The sequence below is a fragment of the Microbulbifer sp. ABF4_107 genome, from assembly GCF_056312215.1.
Map to the genome: position 1 here is coordinate 2910477 of NZ_CM149983.1, position 19583 is coordinate 2930059.

General features: G+C 58.1%; 13 protein-coding genes. 8 read left to right on the forward strand and 5 right to left on the reverse strand.

Going from position 1 to position 19583, the window contains the following annotated elements; all coding sequences use genetic code 11:
* The first annotated feature begins 21 nt into the window (after window positions 1–21).
* Both ACYX4K_RS11915 and ACYX4K_RS11920 read left to right on the forward strand, forming a co-directional pair.
* Window positions 22–2682 (forward strand): protein kinase domain-containing protein, encoded by a 2661-nt coding sequence (locus tag ACYX4K_RS11915; protein WP_475091909.1) that lies wholly within the window; start codon window positions 22–24, stop codon window positions 2680–2682.
* 115 nt (window positions 2683–2797) lie between these two features.
* Window positions 2798–5410, forward strand: coding sequence for a protein kinase domain-containing protein (locus ACYX4K_RS11920; protein WP_475091908.1), 2613 nt, complete (start codon window positions 2798–2800; stop codon window positions 5408–5410).
* On the opposite strand, the gene ACYX4K_RS11925 is transcribed toward ACYX4K_RS11920, so the two are convergent.
* Window positions 5411–5908: a hypothetical protein gene (locus ACYX4K_RS11925; RefSeq protein WP_475091907.1), complete on the reverse strand. Its 498-nt coding sequence runs from the start codon at window positions 5906–5908 to the stop codon at window positions 5411–5413.
* A gap of 1136 nt (window positions 5909–7044) precedes the next feature.
* On the opposite strand from ACYX4K_RS11925, the gene ACYX4K_RS11930 reads away from it, so the two are divergent.
* The 5 genes from ACYX4K_RS11930 (at window position 7045) to ACYX4K_RS11950 (ending at window position 12886) form a co-directional block, all read left to right on the forward strand.
* Window positions 7045–8463: a S1C family serine protease gene (locus ACYX4K_RS11930; RefSeq protein ID WP_475091906.1), complete on the forward strand. Its 1419-nt coding sequence runs from the start codon at window positions 7045–7047 to the stop codon at window positions 8461–8463.
* Complete coding sequence (locus tag ACYX4K_RS11935) at window positions 8454–9488, forward strand: FHA domain-containing protein (protein ID WP_475091905.1); 1035 nt, start codon at window positions 8454–8456, stop codon at window positions 9486–9488. The genes ACYX4K_RS11930 and ACYX4K_RS11935 overlap by 10 nt, the downstream gene beginning before the upstream one ends.
* A 99-nt stretch (window positions 9489–9587) precedes the next feature.
* Window positions 9588–10673 (forward strand): histidinol-phosphate transaminase, encoded by a 1086-nt coding sequence (hisC, locus tag ACYX4K_RS11940; protein WP_475091904.1) that lies wholly within the window; start codon window positions 9588–9590, stop codon window positions 10671–10673.
* 271 nt (window positions 10674–10944) lie between these two features.
* On the forward strand, window positions 10945–11835 hold the full coding sequence (mepA, locus tag ACYX4K_RS11945; RefSeq protein WP_475091903.1) for a penicillin-insensitive murein endopeptidase: 891 nt from the start codon (window positions 10945–10947) through the stop codon (window positions 11833–11835).
* Window positions 11836–11845: 10 nt separating this feature from the next.
* A complete protein-coding gene (locus ACYX4K_RS11950; protein WP_475091902.1) occupies window positions 11846–12886 on the forward strand; it encodes a D-alanine--D-alanine ligase in 1041 nt (346 codons plus the stop codon).
* Between the two features lie 158 nt (window positions 12887–13044).
* Here the strand turns inward: ACYX4K_RS11950 and ACYX4K_RS11955 are convergent, their stop codons facing one another.
* Window positions 13045–13632 carry an HNH endonuclease gene (locus ACYX4K_RS11955; RefSeq protein ID WP_475091901.1) on the reverse strand — a complete coding sequence of 196 codons (588 nt, stop codon included), beginning with the start codon at window positions 13630–13632 and terminating at the stop codon, window positions 13045–13047.
* Window positions 13633–14554: 922 nt separating this feature from the next.
* On the opposite strand from ACYX4K_RS11955, the gene ACYX4K_RS11960 reads away from it, so the two are divergent.
* Window positions 14555–15982 (forward strand): DUF7133 domain-containing protein, encoded by a 1428-nt coding sequence (locus ACYX4K_RS11960; RefSeq protein WP_475091900.1) that lies wholly within the window; start codon window positions 14555–14557, stop codon window positions 15980–15982.
* Between the two features lie 153 nt (window positions 15983–16135).
* On the opposite strand, the gene ACYX4K_RS11965 is transcribed toward ACYX4K_RS11960, so the two are convergent.
* The 3 genes from ACYX4K_RS11965 to ACYX4K_RS11975 are packed head-to-tail and all read right to left on the reverse strand — an operon-like array spanning window position 16136 to window position 19538.
* Window positions 16136–16690, reverse strand: coding sequence for a response regulator transcription factor (locus tag ACYX4K_RS11965; RefSeq protein WP_475091899.1), 555 nt, complete (start codon window positions 16688–16690; stop codon window positions 16136–16138).
* Window positions 16687–17976 carry a sensor histidine kinase gene (locus ACYX4K_RS11970; RefSeq protein WP_476178700.1) on the reverse strand — a complete coding sequence of 430 codons (1290 nt, stop codon included), beginning with the start codon at window positions 17974–17976 and terminating at the stop codon, window positions 16687–16689. The genes ACYX4K_RS11965 and ACYX4K_RS11970 overlap by 4 nt, the downstream gene beginning before the upstream one ends.
* Window positions 17977–18017: 41 nt before the next feature.
* Window positions 18018–19538: a PepSY domain-containing protein gene (locus tag ACYX4K_RS11975; RefSeq protein WP_475091897.1), complete on the reverse strand. Its 1521-nt coding sequence runs from the start codon at window positions 19536–19538 to the stop codon at window positions 18018–18020.
* Window positions 19539–19583: the final 45 nt, after the last annotated feature.

Genomic DNA, 19583 nt, shown 5'->3' on the forward strand with positions numbered 1-19583 from the left:
TTAATTACCGCAGTCATCAACATGCAGCCAGAGCAGTTACCGTTTTATATCGGCCGTTATCACGCCACCGCCAGACTGGGTTCCGGCGGCATGGGCGTGGTGTACCTGGCCACCGATGAGCGCCTCAACCGCCAGGTCGCGATCAAAAAGCTCCTCCGCAATCCCAACAGCAGTAACGCCGACGAACGCATCCGTCGCGAGGCCATGCTGCTCGCGCAACTCAATCACAACAATATTGTGCAGCTCTACGATGTGGTGGAAGGGCAAGACGGCATCGCCCTGGTGATGGAATACGTCGACGGTTGTAGCCTCGACCGCTGGAGCAAAGAGCGCTCACCGGACCTGCTGCAAAAGCTGCAACTACTGAAACAGATCTGCACCGGACTGACCCGCGCCCACAGTGCCGGTATCATCCACCGGGATCTGAAAGCAGAAAACATCTTGGTGGACAGCAACGGTACCATCAAGATCACCGACTTCGGCATCGCCAAAAACTGGCACGAAGACAGCGACCTCACCCGAGAACAGCATGTGGCGGGCAGCTGGGGCGCCATGTCACCGGAGCAGGCCCAGGGCAAACCGCTGGACAACCGCAGCGACCTGTTCGCCCTCGGTGTGGTCGCCTACCGACTGCTGTGCGGGCAGAACCCCTTCGGCGACAACAACAGCCCCTATGTGATCGTCGATCGCATTGTCAAAAGCCCGCACCCACCGGCGGCAAAACTGGCACCGGAATTGCCCCATGCGGTGAGCGACCTGCTGGACCGGCTGCTGGCCAAATTACCAGAGCAGCGCCCGCTGAATGCCGCCGAAGTGGCCGCGGAACTGGAATCCCTGCTACAGCAGATTCGCGGCAGCGGCTCCAGCTTCACCCGCACTCACAGCGTTACCGCCACGGTGACCGCTGAGGGCTATTTCCACCAGCCCTACAAACCGCACCGCAAGTTTGCACGAATCGCCGGCATTACCGGTGGTATCCTGGCCGCGTGCGCCGCCGGCATCGCTGTGGTGCTCGGGGTATCGCTGTATTCGCCCCCCGCAGAAACCCAGACGGGCCGCTATATCGCGGTACTGGAGCCCAGCGTTCGCGGGCAGGAAAACATCTCCCACAATCAGCGCCTGCTGATCAGCAACGTACAGAACGCGCTCAAGCAGGGCCTCTCCGACCGCCGAGGCCTGCACCTGATTTCCTACTCCGAATCCCGCAGGCTCGCCGGGCAACCCCTGGCGACCCAGGCGAAATCCCTCAATGCCGACCTGTTGCTGGTTCCCGACCTGGAGTGCCAGGAGCACAGTTGTGAACTGTCCCTGGAGCTGCTGGACAGCACCTCCCTCGCAGTGATCGGCACCCGCAGCACCCGGCTCGCCATGGAGGAGGGGCTGGAAAGCCGCGCCCGCACCCTGTACAAGGTCGACAAACTGCTGGCAGACTACCCCGCTCAGGTAAACACCGGCGCCACCCAAATCAGCGACAAGGACTACCTCACTTACCTGGAAATCTACGAGCGCCGCTACGACTACCTGCGCCTCGGGGACCTGCTGGATCAGCTGGACGAGCTGCAAAAGCGCGCACCGGGCTTTGCCCCCCTATATGAACTCTACGGCGAGATGGTGATCGACCACGAGTTCAATACCCGTGCCGCGGAGGCGGACACCCGCCTCGCCGACCTGCTGCAAAAGGCACCGGCTCGGCTCGGTGAAACACCGGAGTTCATGATCAGCCAATTGCGCCTGGCGATGATGCGCGACGACCCCGGCAGCGCCGAAGCCCTGCTGGCCAAACTGAAACTCACTCTGCCGGACAAGGCCAGCTACCACCAGCTGAACGCCATTTACCACCAGCTGCGTGGCGACTACAGCCAGGCCCTCGAGAGCATCGACCGCGCGCTGGCACTGCGTACCAGTTACGCCTATCTGGACCAGAAGGCCCTGAACCTCACCCTGGGCGGCGATATGCCCGCGGCCAACGCCGTGCTCAAGCAGGCCATCGCCCTCAACAGCGATTACATCGATGCCATCTCCCTGCTCGCCAGCAACCTGCTGGACCAGGGGCAACCGAAGGAGACCATCCGCCTGCTCACCGAAGCCGGTCTCGATCGCATTGGCCCCATGGACACCTACAACCTGTGCCTGGCCTACTACATCGAGAAGCAGTACGACCAGTCCCAGACCTGCTTCCAGCGCGTGTCGGATCTCGCCCCCAAAGACGCCGACCCGCTGCTGTACCGGGCAGAGATAGCCCGCGAGCTCAAACAACCGCAAGTCGCCGAAACATTTGCCCGGCAGGCACTGACACTGACCCGCCAGCGCACCGACTGGGAGGGGCTGCTGATGCAGGCCCGCGCCTACGCCGAGCTGGGCGAAGGCGAGAAGGCAGTGGAAAACCTGCTCAAGATCCGCCGCGACGCCCCGGACGACCTCTACGTCAATTACGCCCAGGCCCAGGTGTACATCACCACCGGTGATCTGCTCTCCGCCAAGGTACATATCCGCAAAACCCTGGAACTGGGTATCTCCCCCATCTGGTATTGCACCCCGCGGTTTGTCAAAATCTGCAACCTGACCGCCTTCGATGATCTCCGGCAGCAATACCCCGGACTCTGCGGCGGTGCCGAACACAAGAACAAACCGGCCGGTGATTCCCAGATCGCCGCCAGTGGCGAAGCCAGCACGAAGCTTTGATCGCATAACCGATCCACTCTTCAACACTCCGGCGCGCCCGTTTTAAGTGTTCGTGTTTCCTATGTGGGCCCAGCGGTAACGGGTCCGGGCTCAATCACAACAAGAACACACGCAGATGGACATTGCCGACTCCGAGGTTGCACCGCAATCTCCCGCAACCGATACGCCGCAGCTGAGCGACCGCTACCAGATCCAGAGCACCCTCGGAGCCGGCGGCATGGGCGTGGTCTACCTGGCGGAAGACCGCAAGCTGCACCGGCGGGTGGCGATCAAGCGGCTCAAGGCCGACGCCGCCAGTGACAATGCCCACCAGCGTATCCAGCAGGAAGCGCGCCTGCTCGCCCAGCTCAATCACCCCAATATTGTCGCCCTGCACGATGTGCTGGAAGACACCCTGGACAATGGCGGCCGCAGCGTTGCCCTGGTGATGGAATATATCGAGGGCACGACCCTGCGCGCCTGGATGCGCGAGCGCACACCCAATCTGCAACAGAAACTCAGCCTGCTGATGCAGATCTGCCAGGGCCTGCAGCAGGCCCACGACCTTGGCATCATTCACCGGGACCTGAAGTCCGACAATATCCTGATTGCGGAAAACGCCAAGGGCGAACCGGTGGCCAAGATCACCGACTTCGGCATCGCCAAATCCCAGCAGCTGGACGAACAGACCCTCACCGCAGAAAACCAGCTGGCCGGCACCATCACCGCCATGTCGCCGGAACAGATCCTCGGCAAAGCCCTGGATGCCCGCAGCGACCTGTTCAGCCTTGGCACCATCGCCTACGAGCTGCTCACCGGCAACCGCCCCTTCGGCAAAAACGACACCGGCGCCCTGGCCATGGCCCACCGCGTCACCAACGACCCGCACACCCCGCCGCAACAGGCCTGGGCCGGTATCCCCGAACCGCTGGCGATACTGCTGGACAAACTACTTGCCAAAGATCCGGCAATGCGCCCGCAGAGTGCGCAGATTGTGTACCAGGGATTTGCCCTGCTGCATAAACAGGGGCTGGAGGCCGAAAGCGAAGACTACACCGCGACGCTGACCGACCTGTTTACCCACCACAAAGTCAAAAGCCGCCGCCGCTGGCAGCGGGGGCTGGCGGTTGTTGCCGCCGCACTGGTTTTGAGTAGCGGGGGTTACTGGGCCTGGAAGGAAATTACCCGACTGGAACCGCAGTATATTGCGGTGATGCCGGTGGAGATTAACGGGGAGATTCGCGGGGAGGAGAATGCCAAGACGCTAACCCGGACTATGGTGCGGCAGGCGTTGATGAACTCGGTTTCGCAGTTGAAGGCGAGTGCGTTGGTGAGTTTTGAATCTAAGGAGGGACACAACTTTGATGCACAGTTGCAAAAATTAAAAGACAAGGGGGTAACCGATGCTCTGTTTGCGCGGCTAAATTGCATTCAATCCTGGTGCGACATCGAACTACAACTGATCAACCCAGCCAGCAATTTTATTCGAGGAAAAAATAGTTTTACGTTTCTAAGTGAAATGCGTCAGGAGGCTGAGTATCGAATCACCAGCATTGGAACTAAATTTTTCTCTGATACATACCATAAGATATCCGCCAAAAATACGCCGATGAAAGAAAGTGATTATAGTTTGTACATTGAAATCATCAGCCGCCTAGAAAGTAAAGATGTTAACTCTAATGACCTCGACCTACTTTATACGCTCTCCCAAAAATACCCCGAAAACCTTCCTATCTTTCAAGCCATAGTGAATACGGCCGTCCGGATCTACGCCATCACTGGAGATTCGAACCAACTAGAATTTGCACTCCAACATATAAATCAAGCTGAGAGCTTCGGGATTGACGCAGAAACTGCAAATAAGATGCGACTTTTTATATATAGTTTTGGAGAGCATCAGGATAAATTTGAAGAGACAGCGGCAAAACTGGAAGGTACCGACTACCCAATTGCTGACCTTAAAAACAGGAAGGCGAGATATTTTTATAGTACAGGAAGGTACACTGAAGGTTTGAATGAAGCACAAGAAGCGGCCAAATTAAACCCGACCGCAGATAACTTTTTCTTGATAGCACTAAATCAAATTGCTAGCAGAAACTATATTGATGCCAGAAAAACTTTAACTAAAATTATTAAAACCTACCCTAATCACTGGTCATCCTATTCCGCCCTTGGCGTTATCGAGCTGGAAAGCGGCAACTTAGAAGCCGCAGAAAACGCGATTATATCGATCCCAAAGCCCCTTCGTGACTGGCGCACGAAATCAAACCTGGGCAGCATTTACTACTTGCAGAAAAAGTATGTAGAGGCTGAACGGCAACACAAGCAAGTACTAGCCCTCGTGCCAAATGATATTTACACGATTACTCAAATCGCTGACATCCAAAAAATGTTGGGGAACACCACCTCCGCGAATGAAAATTATTTGAAAGTTTTACAACTTACGAATGAAAAAGATGACTTCGAATCAAAATTAAGCAATGCACTGGCATCAGCAAACCTCGACGACCACACAACCTCAATCCGATTAATACTAAAATTAATTCAACTCGCTCCCGACGACACTTCAGTAAAGTATGCTGCAGCCGAAGTTTACGCACTTGCGCGAGAGTGGGGTTCCGCGAGCGTTTATATCGAAGACTTGCTTGATCAGGAAATGGGTGCAGAGTGGTTCAAAATGCCAAAGTTTAAATCGCTCTGCACCCAAAAATCAGTATCATTACGAGTAAAAAATACTATCTGCAATTAATCAAATAGGTACAAGACGAGCTCTAGGATCACCAGATACAAAATGCATACCACCATCAACGGCTTCACACAACCACAGGAACTTGAAGTTATCCGGCTTATTCTCTTTATCCTTGATAACGATTTTTAGCTCGGTATAGCGCCCATTCACCCGCTTGGCAGTAGTCTTGAACTGGTGTTTGAAGTCCGGACTGAGCGCCAGGATACCATCCAGTTTGCGGTTGGTACTCAGAGCAAACTCCAGATCACGCCCCGGCACGGCGGAGAGATCGAGAGTAAGGTTGATCACCACCTTGCCCCCGCGACCGCCAAATTTAAAGTCCATATTGCCAAACAGTTCGTTCGGATTGCACGTCTCATAGAAGGGCCAGTACTGTGCGGTACCATTTTCGGGCTCTACCGGGCGCAGCATCATATCGATCTCCATGCCTTCCGCCGGCACGTCAACCACCAGCTCCGGCAAGGAGTCGCAATAATTATCCACTTCTGCTTTGTTCATGTTGTCATCCCTATAATTGTAATCAGCGAGCGATTGCTCACCTGCCCTGCAAACCGCCCAGGGGGTCAATGGTCTTGGAAAGTATCTGAATCAGACGCAGACTCAGGACGAGAACTGCGTCACATAGCTTACTGCAACCGATCGGCGTGTTTCTATAGCACTTTGATTAAAAAAAACCGGCAGTAAGCAAGCTTACTGCCGGTATAAATCAGATGGTCCCAGCCATCTACGGTTACAACAACACTATCAAGAGCGAAATGAGGCATCCGTGCCTCTGTCAGGCCCTTCCACGATCCCGGCTTCCTAGGCTCTGTGGTTACCGGGCCGGCCTGACGGTTCGGCTTGCGCCGAAGTCTTCCTGATCTGGTTACCTGCCGCCTAGGCTCTGCGGAGACAGGTAACTACCAATCCTTTGGCAAAATGGTTAAAGGGCGCTTTGCTGTTTGCCGATGACGAGAGCAAATCCTTCGCTCCCGCTGATCCTTATCCGTAGATCCGTTTTCCGTAACGGACACCGGAAACAGGGTGTCTGCAATCCACCTTGCCGCGGCTCCTGTGAGGGCCGGGCATCGCGTCCCCTTCAACCTTGAGGTGAAATTTACGGATTTCGCCATTACAGGTCGATCACACGCCATTACACGCTATTACACGGGTGGGGATTTGTTGTGCAACCTGACGTTTTCTCCGCCACTGCGATTCCGTCATCCCGGCGTAGGCCGGGATCCAGGGAGCGGAGTGCTTGGGTGGTTTTGTGCTGGATGCCGGATCAAGTCCGGCATGACGGGGGGGCTGTCATCCCGGCGCAGGCCGGGATCCAGAGGGACGGAGTGCTTGGGTGGTTCCGTGCTGGATGCCGGATCAAGTCCGGCATGACGGTGATGTCGTCATCCCGGCGCAGGCCGGGATCCAGAGAGCGGAGTGCCTGGATGGTTCCTTGCTGGATGCCGGATCGAACCCGGCATGACCGGTTTCGTTGGGCGCGGCGTGTTGCCCTGGCTTTCACTACACTGTGAAGTCGGTGCCCAATGCACCGGGCAGGTTTGCGCCTGCCGGACGATTGCTTGTTGGCCCGCAGCCGATCCCGTAAGATCGGCGGTCATTTCGCCCATCAATTAAACAGCGCTGATTAATTAAAAATGTCGAGAATGTTTACGCGCCTGGATTGTCGCGCTTTTTTCCGCACGCTTCCTCTGGCTGTTACTGCCTATATTGCGCTGCTGTTAACGGCCTCTTTTGCACAGGCGCAAAGCTACGAACAACTGTACAGCGATTACCGCGGCAGCCTGTATCAGATTCGCCTGATCGAGCACTCCTCCAATTCCAAGGCGGGGCTGGGTTCCGGTTTCCAGATTTCCAAAGACGGCCTGATCGCCACCAATTACCACGTGGTCTCCGAGGCGGTGCACGATGCCGACAAGTACGTCCTTAAATACCTGTCGGTGGATGGCAAGGAAGGCGAGCTTGAGCTGCTGGATGTGGACGTGGTCAACGATCTGGCGATCCTGCGCCAGAAGGGTACGCCCGGCCCGGATTTTCTGCAGCTGGCCAGCCAGGCGCCGAGCAAGGGTGAGACCATTGTCTCCATGGGTAATCCGCTGGATCTGGGAATGACCATCGTCCCCGGCACTTACAACGGCATCGCCGGTGGCAGCTTTTACGACCGCATTCACTTCTCCGGCTCCATCAATCCCGGTATGAGCGGCGGCCCGGTGATCAATCGCAACGGTCAGGTGGTGGGGATCAACGTGGCTACTGCGGGCAATCAGATCAGCTTCCTGGTACCAGTGGACAAGCTGGTGGCCCTGCTGCAGGACTATAAAAAAGAAGCCGGCGAGGGCAACGGCGCGCTGGAACTGCAGCCGATTATCAGCCGTCAGTTGCATCAGAACCAGCAGCGCATAATCGACCAGATCCTCGACGCCAAATGGCAGCTGCGCCCCCTGGGCGATGCCATGGTGGTGGGGGAAATCGTGCCCTCGATCCAGTGCTGGGGTAACACCAGCGACGACGAAGACGAACTGGTGAAGCAGGTGGCCAAAGGGTGTACAGGGCAGGATGTGGTATTCCTGTCGGAAACCTTTGATACCGGGCGGGTGGAATACGAATTTTTCTGGCTGGAGTCCGAAGACGATTTTCTGTCTTCGCGTTTCTACGCGGCCTACGAGGAAAATATGAGCGGCTTCTTCCCCGGCAACAGTGCCGGAGAGGACGATGTAACCGACTTTAACTGCAAGCAGCAATTCACCACCCACCCGCGCAACGGCAAGACGCACTCTGGCAACGGTGCAAAAAACAAAGAAAACGGCGAGGACTCCGGCGACGAGGCGCAAACGCCGCCCAAGGCCAACGGCAGCGGTGAGCCGGTGATCGCACGCACCTCCTACTGTGTGCGCCGCTACAAGGACTACCCGGAGCTGTTTGACGTCTTCTATGTGAGCCTCACAGTGGATCACGACAACCGCGCCCTGGTGAGCCACTTCACCCTGTCCGGGTTCACCCAGGAATCCGCCACCGCCTTTACCCAGAAGTTTGCGAGCGAAGTTCAATGGCACTGATTATCGAAGAAATCAATCGTGCCCACCGGGTGTGTAACCGCTTCCGCCTGAACGGCGAGCGCGCCACGCTGGGCCGCTGCTACAGCAACGACGTGATGCTGGAAGACCCGCACGTAGACCCGGTACACGCGGAAGTGGTGCAGGATGAAGACGGCTGTTATGTACTGCGCGATCTGAACAGCCTCAACGGCATGCGCCTGATGCGCAACTTTCGCGATAAATCCGTCAAGCAGGCGGACGTGAGCGAGCGCCAGATCCAGTGTGGTGACGAAGTGCAGATCGGCAAAAGCCGGGTGCGTTTTATCAATGCGGAAATGAGCGTGGCGCCGGCGGTACCCCTGCACTCGGCGGAAAATGTGTTCGACCGGGCGGCAACGCCGATTGTCGCCATCGCCCTGTGCCTGCTGGTGGCAGGGCTCAGCCTGTGGCTGGCCTACCTCGGCAGCACCATGGAATTCGAGTGGACCGGGGCGGTGGAAGTACTCACCGACGCGGTGATCGGACTGCTGATTTACGCTGCGGCCTGGGCCTTTATCGGCAAGGTGGTCAAGCACGAGGCCCACTTCCTCGCACACCTGTCCATCGCTGCCACCGCGGCGCTGGTCTATGCCGCCTGGCAGTGGTTTGGCTCCCTGCTCAACTTCAACTTCAACCTGCACCAGGCGCTGCCGCTGCTGAATATCCTGGCATTGGCGGTAATCCTACCGGTGATGCTGTGGTGCGCGGCCTATCTCGCGCTGAACATTGCTCCCCACTGGCGGCTGGTGGCCTCGGTACTGCTGCCCTGGTGCTTCCTTGGCTTTGCCGCGGCGGTGGAGATTGGCAAGATGGACGAGTTCAGCGACTCCCCTGAGGTGTCCAAGGAGCTGAAATCCAAGAGCCTGCTGTGGCGCAAGCCGGTGCCTCTGGAAGAGTTCCTGGCATCCACGCCGGCGCTGTTCGATATCCCGCTGGAGCCGGACGACGAGACAAAGCCGGCCAAGAAGAAGACGGCGGAGGCGGAGCTGGAGGTACGCGGCGAGTAATCGCCCACTTTATTCCACCGCAACCGTCGAACTCTGTGCCGTGAACACATAAAATCTCCGCGCGCCGCTGCCTTCTGGCGCGCACAAGGAGTGAATGTCATGACCGAGTCCCGCAAAGATCACAGCCTTTTCTGGAGCCCCGCTGTGGCGAAGCTGCAGCCGTATGTTCCCGGCGAGCAGCCCAAGACCACCGCGCGCCTGATCAAGCTGAATACCAACGAGAGCCCCTACCCACCTTCCCCCAAGGCACAGGCGGTGCTGCAGGAGGAAGGCCTGGCTGCCCATCTGCGCCTCTACCCGGACCCGGAATCCACCCAGCTGCGCGAGACCATCGCCGCCCAGTTCGATCTGTCACCGGAGCAGGTGTTTGTGGGCAACGGTTCCGACGAGGTACTGGCGCACGCCTTCTACAGCTTCTTCCAGCGCCCGGAGCCGCTGCTGTATCCGGACATCACTTACAGCTTTTATCCCGTGTACTGCCAGTTTTACGGCATCGAGTCACAAAAGCTGCCCCTGCGGGACGACTTCTCCATCGCGGTAGAAGACTTTGCCATCGATAACGCCGGCGGCGTGATTATCCCCAATCCGAACGCGCCAACCGGACGCTATTTGCCGCTGGCGGAAATCGAGAAGCTGCTGCAGTTACACCCGGAGCGGGTAGTGGTGATCGATGAGGCCTATATCGACTTTGGCGGCGAGAGTGCGGTCGCCCTGATCGACCGCTACCCGAACCTGCTGGTGATCCACACCCTGTCCAAATCCCACGCCCTGGCGGGTTTGCGCCTGGGTTATGCCATGGGACAGGCACACCTGATCGAGGGGCTGAACCGGGCGAAGAACTCCTTCAACTCTTATCCCATTGACGGTATTGCCCAGAAGGTGGCGACGGCGGCGATTGCCGACCGGGAGTGGCTCGCGGACAACTGCGCCAAGGTGATCGCGACCCGCGAGTGGACCTGCTCTGAACTGACCGACATCGGCTTCGATATCGTCCCTTCCACCGCAAACTTTATTTTCGCCAAACCCCCAAAGATTTCTGCCGAGTCACTGTTCCTGGCCTTGCGCGAGCGCAATATCATCGTTCGCTATTTCAACAAGCCGCGGATTAGTGAGTACTTGCGTATCAGCATTGGAACCGATGAGGAAATGCAGGCGCTGGTGGCGGCTTGTCGGGAAGTGCTGTAGCACTCTCCCACTTTGCTCCCTCAGGAGTAGAAACTATCTTGGTGGCCCTGCTACCGGGTAGGCCCTTGCGAGACACGCCGTGAACCCATCCATGGGGGCTCTGCAAAAACATCCTGTTTTTGAAGGTCTCGCAAGGGCCTACCCGGTATCAGCGCCTTCGCATCAACCCTCAATGAATTACTACGAAAGCGGATACTTCCACAGAACTAGCGGACGGAACCTCTATAATTTCTCGACCACTAAACCCTAAATCGACGTACCCGCAGTAACCATGTCGCCTCAGATCAAGAAAGCCTTTCAAATTCTGTCCGCCGCCACACTGGCTCTGTTGGCGAGCACTACATCCGCCAAAAACCCCTGGGAAGCGGTAAAGAAACCGTCCAACCAACTGCCGGAAAGTATCGGCGGCTACAGCAATGGCTGCCTGAGTGGCGCGGAGCAGATGCCACTGCGAGGCGAAGGCTTCCAGCTGGTGCGTACCGGGCGCGACCGTCACTATGGCAATCCGTATCTGGTGGAGTTTCTCAAGGATTTTTCCAACGCCGTGGAAGAACACAACCTTGGGCGGCTGCAGATTGGGGATATGTCCATGGCCCGCGGCGGGCCATTTAGCAGCGGGCACAAGAGCCACCAGCAGGGGCTGGATGCGGATATCTGGTATTCCCAGGACAAGCGCGCCGCCGAGCGTCCGCTGACATCCTGGGAGCGGGATAATATCTCCGCCATGCCCATGGCCGATGACCGCAAGCATATGCTGCTGGAGAAAAACTGGGATCCGCGTATTCCCGGTATTCTGCGTCTCGCCTCGGAAGACCCTCGCGTCGCGCGAATCTTCGTGCATCCCACCATCAAGCGAAAAATGTGCAATATTGCAGGGAGCGATAACGAATGGCTGCGCAAGGTGCGCCCCTGGTGGGGGCACAACTACCATTTCCACGTGCGCCTGAATTGCCCGCCGGGGGACAAAAATTGCAAACCGCAGGCGAAGGTACGCGGCAATCCCTGCGGCGGTGGTCTGGACTGGTGGTTCAGCGATGAGTTTTACGCCATTCTAAACGGTACCGCGCCGACCAAACCCAAGCCGGAAAAGCCGCCGAAGAAACCAGAGATGCCAACTCAGTGCGCCCAGGTACTGACGGCACCGGCAGAGCCGAACAACTGATGAGAGCCAGATGAATAAACAGGCCCCAAATAGCAACCCATCACAGACCATTCACGTTTTGCTGATCTGCGGCGGTGGCGGCAGTGAGCACGATGTCTCCCTGCGCACCGCAGATTTTATCCAGCGGGAACTGGCGAAGTCGCCAAAGTTTCAATTGACGCGGGTGACCATGGACGCCGACGGCCGCTTTGTGGATGAAAGCGGTCAGGTGCGGGAGCTGCGTTCGGACAAGCTGTTGTACAGCGCTTCTGGCGGGAATTCCGGCAGTGCGCAACCGGTGGATTATGTAATTCCCTCTATTCACGGTTACCCCGGCGAAACCGGTGATCTGCAGTCGCAGCTGGAAATTCTCGGGCTGCCCTATTTCGGCTGCGGGCCTGAGGCAAGCAAGGTGTGTTTTAACAAGATCACCACCAAGCTGTGGCTGACGGCGCTTGGGATCGACAACACCCCGTATCAGTTTCTATGTGCGGACAACGCAGACGAGGCGGCGAAGGCGCAGGATGCATTGAAGCAATGGGGTTCGGTGTTTGTGAAGGCGTCGAATCAGGGGTCTTCGGTGGGTTGTTACAAGGTGAGCGACCCGGAGGCTCTGGACGGCGCTTTGCGGGAGGCGTTCAAGCTGTCGCCCTACGTGCTGGTGGAGAAGTGTCTGAAGGTGCGGGAGTTGGAGGTGGCGGCTTACCTCTATGACGGCGAATTGGTTGTGACGCCGCCGGGTGAGGTGTGTGCACCGGAGGATACTTTTTACAGTTACGAAGAAAAGTACGCGGAGGCCAGCCGGGCGCAGACCCATGTGGTGGCGGAGGGTTTGTCGGATGCACAGCTGGGATGGATTCGCGAGGCGTCGAAGCGGGCGTTTGTGGGTTTACAGTTAAAGGACCTTTCGCGGATTGATTTCTTTCTGACGGATGACGGGGAGATTTATCTGAATGAGGTAAATACCTTTCCGGGTATGACTTCTATTTCGATGTTCCCGAAAATGCTGCAAAACCAGGGGCATGACTTCTCCTCTTACCTCGGTGCTTTGATCCACTCAGCGGTCTCTTGAACACTGTGGCGGCGCCGCTACCGGGTAAAGCCTTGCGAGACACGCGGTGAACCCATCCCTGGGGCTCTGCACCGCCATCCATGGCGGTGAAGGTCTCGCAAGGCTTTACCCGGTATCGACGCCTTCGCCCCAACTTTATGGGGTACTTTCTACTATCGCTAACTTGCTTGCGGCAGTACTTCTGACAGCCACCCTTCCTGCCTTTTTCTCGAAAACTGCCCCCGCAAAAACTCCATCTGATCTCCACGAATCCGCGCGCTGTTGGTAAGTGCCAGGTATTCCGCCGCATTGGGCACAAATGGCAGTGCCAGTAGTTCCATGTCGATATTTTCCAGTAGCCGGTTGCCCTTGTGCTGGTTGCAGCGCCGGCAAGCGGTGACGACGTTTTCCCAGGTATCGCGGCCGCCTTTGGAGACCGGGTGAATATGGTCGCGGGTGAGCTCGCGGATGGGGAAGCGGTTGCCGCAGTACAGGCAGATGTGCTGGTCGCGGGCGAACAGGGCGCGGTTGTTGAGTGGGGGGCGGGTACGGGGGCGGGCCATGCGGTCGCCGCCGCAGGCGATGATGGCGGCGAGGTCGAGGGTGGAGCGTTCGCCGAAGCGGTTGATGCCACCGTGTACGGTCTGCACCACTCCACCGAGTGTCCAGGTGACCAGTTCCCGCACGTACAGGCAGGCGGCCTCTTCCCAGGTCAGCCATTCAAGGGGTTGGCCAGCGAGGTTTAACCTCAGGATTTGCGCTTGCACGAGTTCACCTCCCGTTTTTGCGAGCTCAACAGACAATAAAGCCCCGCAGGCAGGCCAGCGGGGCTCAGGGATATAGACGAAACATCAGAGAAAGTGTGGGCGGAAGTCTTGGGGAGAAAAGCGGGGAATTCAGGAGAATGCGATACGCGGGAGGACTGCGGCGAATTCTGGAGCCGATGGAGGCTCGACCACCAGTGATGAGCGGGTGGTTGCGATACGAACGGGTACAGCATTTGATTACTGAATTCGTTATCCTCCTCATACCCACCGGTCATAAAAATTCACCGGCTTGCTCTGATTAAAGCGAAGGTTTGTGACGATTTCCAGACAGTGGAGGCAATCTGCTGCAAAAATTTACCGGGTGGTGGTGGCAGCGCCTGTATAGACAAGGTACGCGCGGTGGAATAAATAACCTAATGCTGCGCGGTATCGGATAAGAAAGGTAGCAGGAAGAGAATTTGCAGACCCAGAATGTAAAACACCGCTTGAGCAATCCGGCCCAAGCGGTGCGTCTCACAGGATGGTGCCCAAATCCTTTCGGGCTGGCAGCGCGGTCTCCAATCCTTGGTGACCTGTCCTTGCCGCCGTTGCAATCCGTTCTCCGTCCTTGCAAATACATTATGGTCGAAAGAGAAATTTAGGGTAGTGGGAAAGTGCTGAACTTGTTGTAAGAGATGTCTTACAAGCGAGTGACGGGCGTCACATTAAACCTGATCAGGTCCGGGGGGAGTGCGTGGCGCGTATCGCAACTGGTACGTCTGTGCGACATTCAGCGGCTTACTATAGTTACTTCTGTTACGAGATCAAGACAACTGTGAGATCTACGTCGAAAAAAGCGCTAGTTTTTTATCTTTTCGCAGCATTTGGCGCCATTGGGGTATTTGCGCTGGTAATTGCACTTTCACTGGGATGGGTGCCCGGGGTGAATGTTCCCTGGGGACAACTGTTCGGTGCGAGTACCAATGAAGATACCGTACGGCACCAGATAAAGGTCGCCGACGGTTTTCACGTTGCGTTGTTTGACGATCAGGTTCCCAACGCGCGCTTTATGGCAATTACCCGCAACGGCGACCTGCTGGTGTCACAACCCAAGCTCGGGCAGGTCAGCCTATTGCTGGCGGATCGCAACAGCGACGGGAAAGCGGATGGCAAGCGGGTACTGATCGACGGTCTCAAGCGCCCCCATGGCCTGGCGCTGTTTGAAGACTGGCTGTTTATCGCGGAAAGCGACGGCGTGGGGCGAGTTCCTTTCGACCACTCGGATGGCCGTATCGCCGGCAGTTACCAGAAGGTCGTTAGCGGCCTTGCCGATACCGGTAACCACTGGACAAAAACCATCGGTATGGGGCCGGATGGCTGGATGTATCTTTCCAGCGGCTCTACCTGCAATGTCTGTGCAGAAGAAGACCCACAGCGCGCAACGATCATGCGCTTTCGACCGGACGGCAGCAATTTCGAGATTTTCGCCACCGGGCTGCGTAACAGCGTCGGTTTCGACTGGTCTCCCAAAGATGGCGCCCTCTACGCTACAGACAACGGCCGCGACTGGCTCGGCAATGATTTCCCCCCCTGTGAACTGAACCGAATTGAGAAGGATGGCTTTTACGGCTGGCCCTACGCCAATGGCGACCGTATTCCAGATCCGGACCTGGGGATTAACGGCAGTGCGCGCATTCAGCAAAAAATCAAAACGTCCATTCCACCGGTATATGAATTCCGCGCGCACAACGCGCCGCTGGGGATGCGCTTTTTACGCAGCCCCCTGCAACCGGCCGATTTCCGTGATTCGGCCCTTGTCGCGCTGCACGGCTCGTGGAACCGGGATATCAAAGACGGCTACAAGGTACTGGTACTGCACTGGGATGAGGACGGACGCATTCACGCAGAGGACTTTGTCTGGGGGTTTTTATCCGAAGACCGCGAGACGGTGTTCGGGCGACCGGTGGATATCGCCGAAGATGTACGGGGCAATATTTATATTTCCGACGATTACGCCGGTGCGATCTACCGCGTGCGCGCGGGCGCACTCTCGGGCGAAAATTCAACGCCTGCGGACAGGCGCCCGCCGATCAGCGCCCCCAAGAAACCACTCGCCATCGACAGTAGTGCCGCCCGACAGGGCGCGCAGATTTACCAGCGCCGCAATTGCATCCGCTGCCACCAGCAGCTTCCATTAAAAGACCTGAGCCGTCGCTACACCATCAAGCAGCTCGCGGATTACTTCGACACCCCCACGCCGCCGATGCCCAATTACGGTTTTAGCAACAGCCAGAAGCGCGCCCTGGCCCACTACCTGATGGAACAGGAGATAAAGGGCGGCGGCCGGCAGCTGGAACATTTTCTGCCTTAAAACGACGCACCCCGATGAAGGCCGTGATCCGGGAAGCGGAGTACTCGGCTGGTTGCGGGCTGGATGCCGGATCAAGTTCGGCATGACGGTGGATCCCATCATCCCGACCCAGCGGCGGGTATGGAGAGATTGGGCGGAGGGGTGAGAAAAGAGTTACTGCCCTTTCGGCCGTTTCTGCAATTTGCGCTGTAGGGTCCGCCGGTGCATCCCGAGGGCACGGGCGGTTGCGGAAATATTGCCATCGTTTTCCGCCAGCACCCGCTGAATATGCTCCCACGCCAGCCGGTTGACCGACGGCGGTGCGCTGGCGATTTCCGGCAACTCCGGTACATCATCCAAAGCGCCCTGCTCGCCGGTCAACGCCGCCACCAGTTGATCGCCTCCGGCCGGTTTGCACAGGTAGTCGTCCGCCCCCAGTTTGATGGCCGCCACCGCGGTTGGAATGCTGGAATAACCGGTCAGAACGATGATCCGCGCACGCGGGTTGGCCGAACGCAGTGGCGCTATCAGCTCCAGCCCACTGTCGTGGTGAATTTTCAGATCCAGCAGTGCGCAATCGAATTTTTCCCGCGCGACCAATCCCTGCGCTTCATCCACCGACTCTGCCACCCGGGTGTCAAAGCCCCGGCGCGACATGGCCCGCTCCAGCATATTGCGGGTACCGGATTCATCGTCGACGATAAGTAGTCGTGGGGCGGAGTGACTCACAAGATTTCCTCACACTCGACTTCCAGCGGCAATTCGATGGTGGCAACCGTACCCGGAGCATCCTTGCGCGCAGTCAGCGTCAACTTGCCGCCAAGCTGCGCAAGTGCGGTTTTGCACAGGATCAGTCCAATACCAAAACCACCGGATTCCGCACTCGGGTCCTCAGATTCGAGCCCGCGGCCACTGTCGGCAATTTCGATGCACAGGCGATCTCTGCTCCAGTCCACATCGAGAGCCACCGGTTGTGTAATATCCCCGGCTAGAGATGCATCCAGGGCATTGTTCAGAATATTGATCAGGGTCTGCTCCAGAGTCAGCGGCAGACGTGCCTGTTGCTGATCGGAACCACGCTGCTGGAGCGTGAAGCGCGCGTCCGGGCGCAGCAACTGCCAGCGTTCCAGGCTGCGCTCGATAAACGCCGCCACCGACTGCAGCTCTTCACTGCCCGCAGGGTCCCGCGCGCGGCTTTTCAGCTGCTCCAGGGCCTGCTTGCACAGATTGACCTGCTGCTGCAGCAATTCCAGATCGTCTTTTACCGGCTCGGAAAAGTCCTGCTGTTGCGCCTGTAATTCCTCCACCAGCAACCCGATCGTCTGCAGGGGCGAGGCCAACTCGTGGGCAGTGCCCGCCGCCAGCGTCCCCAGGGAAAGGACCTGATCGCGCCGCGCCTGCTCCTGTCGCAACTTGTGCAGGTGGCGATCGCGGCTGCGCAGGGCCTCCGCCATGCTGTTGACGAAGCCGGCGATAAGCAGCGCAGAGAAGGTGAAGGTTGCCCACATGCCGATCAGGTGTTGATAAAAATCACTGCCCTCACTGGCGTGGCTCATGTTGTGGCCGGCGTGAGCACCGTACCCACTCTCCACACCGGGAAAAAACACCATCAATCCGGTGTAGATGGCGATACTGATGGCGGCCATCAGCCAGGCAAAAAAGCGCGGCTGGGTGGCCGCGGCGATAGTCAGGGGAACCAGCAGATAGGTGACGAAGGGATTGGCAGCGCCGCCGCTAAAGGCCAGCAACGGCGGCAGCCACAGCCAGTCCATCAGCAGGTGACCGAAAAACTCCCGCCGCCCCACCGCAACACTGCCGCGCGCGCGCCAGCCGCTGATCAGCGTGGTGACCACTCCGAGCAATACAAACACCAGTGCACTGCCACTGAGAGAATCCGCCAGCCACAAGCTGACACCGATATAGGCCGAGAGCGCGATGGCCCGCAGCGCCGTAAGGCGCCGCAGGTTGGTGATGATGGTTTTGTCTCCACCCAAGGGTGGCGCTGGGGATGACACGGGCAATCTACTCGGTAATACGTGTATTGCTATTGTATCGGCTAATATGTCGCGGGGGCGGGCATTGGCCCAGTACTCGCGCTCCGGGGTTTGCGCACCGCCTTTTTACGGCGCCCCGCGAGCATCACACCGCCGATCACACTGCTGCCGATCAATACCAGCAGGGTGGCGACGATCAGGTAATCCCGCACCTGGCGACCGGTAAACGGGGTCAGGTGGCTCCATTTGTGCAACAGGGAGAAAGACAGGCTCTCGACACGATCGACGCCACGGGACTGATCCACCAGAACCCCGGTCACCGGATCTACAAACAGCATGGTCTTATCGTCATTGGCGACGTCCACCTGCCACACCGGCAGGCGCTTGTTGCGAAAGTCGTAGCCGGGCCCGTAGCGGGTCACCAGCGACATACCGGCGATATCCTGTGGCTGAATACCGGCAAGCCGCGCAGCCAGCAGCTGGGCCTGTTCGCGGTCACCAAATTCGGTCAGCAACTGGCCACTGCGCGCATCCACAAACAGGGACCCCGCTTCCGATGGGCGGCCATCAAAGCGCTGGCTGCGAGTGCCGGGCGCGGTACTTTGTGCCGGCGCCAGGCCCACGCGGTACAGGGGTATGCCCTCTGCGCCGCGAATCAGCGACAGGCTGTTGATGGCGCGGCCATCCAGCGCGCTTACCCAGGCAAAATCCGTATTCAGATTGCGGTACTCCCCCGCTTCGCCGAGGCGCAGCCCCTGCACCGACTCCACCAGGGAGGACTGCAGCAGGTGGTAGAAGCCGCTCGCGGACCAGCCCAGTAGCGGCAGCCACAGCACATAGCCGAGCAGGCGGTGATAGCGGCGCTTGCCGTCCTTGATCTTGCGCTGCTTCAAAGCAAATACCAGTGCGAGCCCGGTAGCCGCAAAGGCAAACAGGGTCAGCATCAACAGGCCCACCAGAATCAGCCGGCCGTATTCCAGATCGTCCAGCCAGGCAAAGGTGTGCAGCTGGCGGAACACACCCTGCATTACGGTTTTTGTGCTGTCGGTCATGGAGGCCAGGGCCGCCGTTTCCGTATGCACGAACAGGGTCAGGCCATCGTCACCTTCAAACCGGATCCGGTACACCGGCAGCAGTCGATTGACCGAGGGATAGGTATTGTCGAACCGGGTTTGCACCTGCACATCGGCAATCTCATCGACCGGGCGGCCGCTGTAATAGGCCGCCAGCCAGCGGGCCTGGTGCAGGTCGCCATCGAGCACTTCACGGCCGCTGTCGAGCTGATAGTAGCGGCGCGGATCCGTCTCGGAGTGGGTCACCTGCAGCAACGGTGCACCGCCGCTCGGCACCAGTTTCACAACACGCGCGCCGCTGACCTTTTCCCCGTCCGCCAGCAGCGCCGGCAGCTTGCCCAGCTCAGAGGCCTCGAGGCTCACCGAGGGCGGGAAGAACTTGGCCGCCGACGGCCCAAACCAGGCCATCATCGGGTGGCTGATACCGGAAATAGCCCATATCAGGATACCCGCCAGCGCCCACCAACCGAGCTTGTTGTGCCAGTCCAGCCACTGCTTTTTCAGGTTCATGCTGTTCTCTTTTGATTGTTGTTTTTATTACGCCGTGTATCAGGG